The sequence below is a fragment of the Longimicrobium sp. genome (genome assembly GCA_036377595.1).
Lineage (GTDB): Bacteria > Gemmatimonadota > Gemmatimonadetes > Longimicrobiales > Longimicrobiaceae > Longimicrobium.
Genome location: DASUYB010000164.1, coordinates 1 through 6,040, shown reverse-complemented (window position 1 = coordinate 6,040; position 6,040 = coordinate 1). Strand labels below are relative to the sequence as shown.

Annotated in this window: 6 protein-coding genes; 4 read left to right on the top strand and 2 right to left on the bottom strand. The window is 70.8% G+C overall.

Features of this window, described 5'->3' with window-relative positions; genetic code table 11:
• Both VF092_27980 and VF092_27975 read right to left on the bottom strand, forming a co-directional pair.
• Positions 1–491 (bottom strand): DNA polymerase domain-containing protein (locus tag VF092_27980; protein HEX6751162.1); only part of this gene is annotated, 491 nt, incomplete at its 3' end.
• On the bottom strand, positions 488–1,867 hold the full coding sequence (locus tag VF092_27975) for a ribonuclease H-like domain-containing protein (protein HEX6751161.1): 1,380 nt from the start codon (positions 1,865–1,867) through the stop codon (positions 488–490). The genes VF092_27975 and VF092_27980, both read right to left, overlap by 4 nt.
• A gap of 100 nt (positions 1,868–1,967) precedes the next feature.
• On the opposite strand from VF092_27975, the gene VF092_27970 reads away from it, so the two are divergent.
• Genes VF092_27970 through VF092_27955 form a run of 4 tightly spaced genes read left to right on the top strand, consistent with a single transcriptional unit; the run spans position 1,968 to position 5,595 of the window.
• Positions 1,968–2,264, top strand: a complete 297-nt coding sequence (locus VF092_27970) for a metalloregulator ArsR/SmtB family transcription factor (protein HEX6751160.1) — start codon at positions 1,968–1,970, stop codon at positions 2,262–2,264.
• The gene (locus tag VF092_27965) at positions 2,261–2,695 is read left to right on the top strand and encodes an SRPBCC domain-containing protein (protein ID HEX6751159.1); all 435 of its coding nucleotides are present in this window, start codon (positions 2,261–2,263) and stop codon (positions 2,693–2,695) included. Before VF092_27970 ends, VF092_27965 begins: the two co-directional genes overlap by 4 nt.
• Before the next feature lie 46 nt (positions 2,696–2,741).
• Positions 2,742–3,191, top strand: coding sequence for a DUF1801 domain-containing protein (locus tag VF092_27960; protein ID HEX6751158.1), 450 nt, complete (start codon positions 2,742–2,744; stop codon positions 3,189–3,191).
• Between the two features lie 19 nt (positions 3,192–3,210).
• Positions 3,211–5,595, top strand: a complete 2,385-nt coding sequence (locus VF092_27955) for an excinuclease ABC subunit UvrA (GenBank protein ID HEX6751157.1) — start codon at positions 3,211–3,213, stop codon at positions 5,593–5,595.
• The last annotated feature ends 445 nt before the right edge of the window (positions 5,596–6,040 follow it).

Genomic DNA, 6,040 nt, shown 5'->3' with positions numbered 1-6,040 from the left:
ATCGCCGCGTAGCGGCCGTCGAGCTCGAGCTGCACGAGGGGCGGCAGCAGCGCGGCCACCTCGGCCACGACACGCCGCTCGTCGGCCTCGCTCCAGCGCTCGGGGACGGCGAAGTACACGCCGTCGGTGTCGGCCTCGAGCAGGGTGACGCCGCGCGCGGCCAGCTCGCGGCACATCAGCGCCAGCGTCTCGCGCCCGCGCCGGGTGACCTCGTTGGCGGCGTGCACGTCCGCGAAGCGCGTCAGCTCGCCGCCGGCGGCCAGGTAGCCGTAGGCGGAGTTGACGACCAGCTTCATCGCCGCCGAGGTGGCCTCGTGCGTGTGGCGCTCGGCCGAGCCCGGGGGCGCGGCACGTCCCGCGGCCTTCTCAGCCAGGCGCCGCTCCACGAGCCGGTCGACCAGCGCCAGCAGCGCGCCCAGGTGGTCGCGCGCGGGGCCGATGCGGAAGGCGCGCATCAGCGAGGGATACAGGCTGGCGACGTCCGCTTTCACCACGCGCCACGCCACGCCGGTCGCGAAGAGATGGAGCGCCGCACCGCTGTGGGGCGTCCCATCCCCCGCTGGTGCGCGGGGAGCGCGGCGCCCGCGCGCAGGTAGGCGCGGACCAGCAGCGGGTCGATCACCCCCGTCGCGGGACCGGCGTCCGCGAGCCGCTCGTACCGCCGCGGCGCCATCCGCGCCAGCGCGTACGCGGCGCCGCCGAGGAGGCGGGAGATGGCGGCCACCTCGTCGACGTCCGCGCCCGCGTACCGCCGCACGCGCTCGGGGTCGGTGCGGTACACGGTGTAGATCTGCGCGCCGGGGATGAGCTCCCGGTCCGGGCCGGACACGCCCAGGTGCCGCGCGACCGCCTTCAGCCCGTGGCCCGGGAGGTCGCGCGCCGCGAAATCGTAGCGCTGCACCGCGTCGAGCGTGTCGATCAGCTCGCGCCCGGGCGCCACGAAGCGCACGCGCCGTCCGCCATCCTCGCCCTCGCGCAGCGTGCCGCGCCGGGCCGCGCGCTCGCGCAGACCCAGCTTGCCGAGACGCCCCAGCGCCAGCGGCACGCCCAGCCGCCGCGCGCGCGTGGCGACGAACGGCAGGTCGAAGCCATGGAGATTGTGGTTCTCGATCACGTCCGGGTCGGCCTCCTGCACCGCGGCCAGGAGATCGCGGATCAGCCCCGCCTCGCCCGCGTCACCACGCTCGCGCGCCTCGAGCAGCCGCGTCGTTCCCTCCGGGTCGCGCACGGCGATCATGAAGATGCGGTCGCGCGTGGGATCGAGCCCCGTCGTCTCCAGGTCGAACTGCAGGCGGCGGAGGCGGTCGAACGGCAGGTCGCGGAAGTACGTCCGCCCGGTGGCGACGAGGTACTGCTCCTCCGGCGGCAGCGAGAGGACGGACGCGGCGCCCAGGTCGCGAAGATGGGTGAGGTGCTGTCGTAGCCGGACGGACGCGCCCTGCAGCACCGCCGTCGCCAGCGCCCTGCCGTCGTGCGCGGAGACGAGGAAGCGCAGCGCGCCGGGCCCCTCCAGCTCGCGGAACCAGACCTGCGCGTCGCCGTCGCCCGCGGGTCCGAGCCCCGGGCCCAGGTGCAGCAGGTCGTCGATGCGGTCGAGGAGGAGCCACGGGCGGAAGCGCTCCTCCTCGCGCACCAGCACACCCGTCTCCGGCTCCCGCCGCCAGACGGTCGCGCGCCCGTCCGCCTCGGCCCAGACGGAGACGATCCCCGGCGTGGGATCCCATCCCCACAGCCACTCGTCCTGCATCGCCGTGCGCGCAGCCATCTCCCCCGTGGGCACGTCGCCGCCGCGGGTGGAGATCGAAGGCCCTGCGTCGCGCTGGAGCATGGAGACGGGAGAGGTGGGATCGCGGGCCGCGGGAGGCATCATCCCCATCGATACACCGAAGGGATGCCGCAGGGTCGACGGACAAGTATTGCGTCGCGGGCCCCGATCTCCTATACTGAACCGTATGGTTCAGTATTCAGTGTCCATCGACCGCGCTTTCGCAGCCCTCGCCGACCCGACCCGCCGCGCCGTCATCGAACGGCTCGGGTGGGGGAGCGCGACGATCAGCGAACTCGCCGTGCCCTTCGGCATCTCGCTGACCGGGATGAAGAAGCACGTCCGGCTTCTGGAGGAGGCGCGGCTCGTCACCACGGAGAAGGTCGGCCGCGTCCGCAGGTGCATGCTCGCGCCCCACGCCTTCGAGGGGATCAGCACGTGGCTGCAGCGGCTCGACCGCTTCGCGCAGGTCGTCGAACGCACGAAAGGAGACCGATGAACCCCACCACCATCACCACCCCGAACGAGCTCGAGATCCGCGTCGAGCGGGTCTTCGACGCACCGCGCGCGCACGTCTTCTCCGTCTGGACCGATCCGAAGCTGATCCCCGAGTGGTGGGGCGACGGCACGGTGGTCGAGGAGATGGACGTCCGTCCCGGCGGCACCTACCGTTTCCGCACCGCCTACGGCGTGGTGGAGGGCGAGTTCCGCGAGGTCGACGCGCCCGCGCGGCTGGTGCAGACGTTCCAGAACCACGTGCAGACGCTCGAGTTCGAGGACCTGGGTGACCGCACGAGGCTGACGCAGACGATGCGCTTCGCCACCACCGAGGAGCGCGACACCACCATGCAGTACGGCGTCGAGGCAGGCGCGAAGCGCGGCTTCGCCAGCGTGGACGCGCTGCTGCAGCGGCTCATGGCGGCACGATGAGCAGGGTCACCACCACGGAGTGAGCGCCCGCACGGGGGAGGATACGATGATCACGAAGAAGTCCGCGAAGAGCAGCACCGGCAAGGCGTCGCAGGGGTTCACGGACGAGGAACGCGCCGCGATGAAGGAGCGTGTCCGGGAGCTGAAGGCGGCCGCGGGGAAGGCGGACGGGGAGAGCGACCTGCTCGCGAAGATCGCCGAGATGCCGGAGCCGGATCGCGGCATGGCCGAGCGGCTCCACGCCATCGTCAAGGCCAGCGCGCCCGCCCTCTCGCCGCGCACCTGGTACGGGATGCCCGCGTACGCGAAGGACGGCGACGTCGTCTGCTTCTTCCAGAGCGCGCACAAGTTCAAATCCCGCTACGCGACCTTCGGCTTCAGCGACAAGGCGAAGCTCGACGACGGCGCCATGTGGCCGAACTCCTTCGCGCTGAAGGAGCTGACCGCCGCCGCGGAGGAACGGATCGCCGAGCTCGTGAAGAAAGCGGTGAGCTGAGCCCATCTCCCGAATCCGCATGCCCACGAAGACCGACATGCAGCCGTCCGCGCCGCACGTTGCCGACAGCCACGGCCTGATCCGCGTGCAGGGCGCGCGCGAGAACAACCTCAAGGACGTCAGCGTCGAGATCCCCAAGCGCCGGCTGACCGTGTTCACCGGCGTCTCGGGCTCGGGGAAGAGCTCGCTGGTGTTCGGCACCATCGCCGCCGAGTCGCAGCGGCTGATCAACGAGACCTACAGCGCCTTCGTGCAGGGCTTCATGCCCTCGCTGGACCGGCCCGAGGTCGACGTGCTCGACGGGCTGACCACCGCGATCGTCGTGGACCAGGAGCGGATGGGCGCCAACGCCCGCTCCACCGTCGGCACGGCCACCGACGCCAACGCGCTGCTGCGGGTCCTCTTCAGTCGGCTCGGGGAGCCACGGATCGGGCCCCCGACCGCCTACTCCTTCAACGTCCCCATGCGCAAGGCGAGCGGGGCGATGACGGTCGACAAGGGGAAAGGGGAGCGGATCGTGGTGCGCGATGTCGTCTACTTCGGCGGCATGTGCCCGCGCTGCGAGGGGATGGGCTCGGTCAGCGACATCGATCTCACCCAGCTGTATGACGAGAGCAAGTCGCTGCGCGAGGGTGCGATCACCATCCCCGGCTACACCGCCGACGGCTGGAGCGTGCGCATTTTCACCGAGTCGGGCTTCCTCGACCCCGCCAAGCCGATCCGCGACTACGGCAAAAAGGAGCTCGACGACTTCCTGTACCGCGAGCCGACCAAGGTGAAGGTCGGCGGCATCAACCTCACCTACGAGGGATTGGTCCTCAAGGTCCGCAAGTCGTTCCTCTCCAAGGACGTCGACGCGCTGCAGCCCCACATCCGCGCGTTCGTGGAGCGGGCGGCGACCTTCACCGCCTGCCCCGACTGCGGCGGCACCCGGCTCAACGAGGCGGCCCGGTCGTCCAGGATCGGGGGGATCAACATCGCCGACGCCTGCGCGATGCAGATCAGCGACCTGGCCGGGTGGGTGCGCGGCCTCGGCGAGCCGTCGGTGGCGCCGCTGCTGGGGGCGCTGGGGGAGACGCTCGACTCGTTCGTGGAGATCGGGCTGGGCTACCTCTCGCTCGACCGGCCGTCGGGGACGCTTTCGGGCGGCGAGTCGCAGCGCACCCGGATGATCCGCCACCTCGGCTCGGCGCTCACCGACGTCACCTACGTCTTCGACGAGCCCACCACCGGGCTGCACCCGCACGACGTCCGGCGGATGAACGACCTGCTGCTGCGGCTACGGGACAAGGGGAACACGGTCCTCGTGGTGGAGCACGAGCCGGAGACGATCGCGATCGCCGACCACGTGGTGGACCTGGGCCCGGGCGCCGGCGCGGCGGGCGGCACCGTCTGCTACGAGGGGAGCGTCGAGGGGCTGCGGGCCAGCGGCACCCTCACCGGCCGCCACCTGGACGACCGCGCGTCGCTCAAGCCGGCGGTGCGGACGCCCACTGGGAAGCTCGAGATCCGCGGCGCCGACGACCACAATCTCCAGCACGTCGACGTCGACGTTCCGCTCGGGGTGCTCGTCGTCGTCACCGGCGTGGCCGGGTCCGGCAAGAGCTCGCTGATCCACGGCTCGGTGTCGGGACGCGACGGGGTGGTGTCGGTCGACCAGGGCGCGATCCGCGGCTCGCGGCGCAGCAACCCGGCGACGTACACCGGGCTGCTCGACCCCATCCGCACGGCGTTCGCGAAGGCCAACGGGGTGAAGCCGGCGCTGTTCAGCCCGAACTCCGAGGGCGCCTGCCCCACCTGCAACGGCGCCGGCGTCGTCTACACCGACCTGGGGTTCATGGAGACCGTCACCACCACCTGCGAGGATTGCGGGGGGAAGCGGTTCCAGGCAGCGGTGCTGGAATACCGCCTCGGCGGCAGGGACATCAGCGAGGTGCTGGCGATGCCGGTGACCGAGGCGGCCGAATTCTTCGGGTCCGGTCCGGCGAAGACGCCGGCGGCCCACGCGATCCTGTCCCGCATGGCCGACGTCGGGCTCGGCTACCTCGGGCTCGGCCAGCCGCTCCCCACGCTCTCCGGCGGCGAGCGGCAGCGGCTCAAGCTCGCCACCCACATGGGCGAGAAGGGCGGGATCTACGTGCTCGACGAGCCGACCACCGGCCTCCACCTCGCCGACGTCGAGCACCTGCTCGCGCTGCTCGACCGGCTCGTCGACGCCGGCAAGTCGGTCATCGTCATCGAGCACCATCTGGCAGTGATGGCGCACGCCGACTGGATCATCGACCTCGGCCCCGGCGCCGGCCACGACGGCGGCCGGATCGTGTTCGAGGGCACGCCCGCCGACCTCGTCACCGCCCGCTCCACCCTCACCGGCGAGCACCTCGCGGCCTACGTCGGCGCCTGACGGAGTGCATTCAACAGGATTCCATGGTCTCACGCGGAGACGCGGAGCCGTGCGTTGAGTTCTCCGCGTTTTCCGCGCCTCGGCGTGAGGCAAAGCAGTTCCGGGAATGCACGGTGGGTGAGCCGAACGGTATGACGCGGCGGGGATGCCGAAAGCGCTGATGCGCCGATGGATCTCATCCAGATCCACCGGCGCATCGTCGTTTCCGTACGGTTGCCTGTGCAGGCGTTCGACAGCACCGTTTTACACGTTGGCCATAAGAGGTTGAACAGCAACAAGATACAACAAGACCCCGTCGGACGCGGTACAACGCGTCCGGCGGGGTCTGAATCGAGGCAAGTGCTTACACAGGTGTAACTTGAAGGATTTTCGGAGGCAGCGGGACCTTGCAACAATTCAAAAGATCCCGCTCCTCTCTGGCGAGGACCTTCGTCTGGAGGACCGC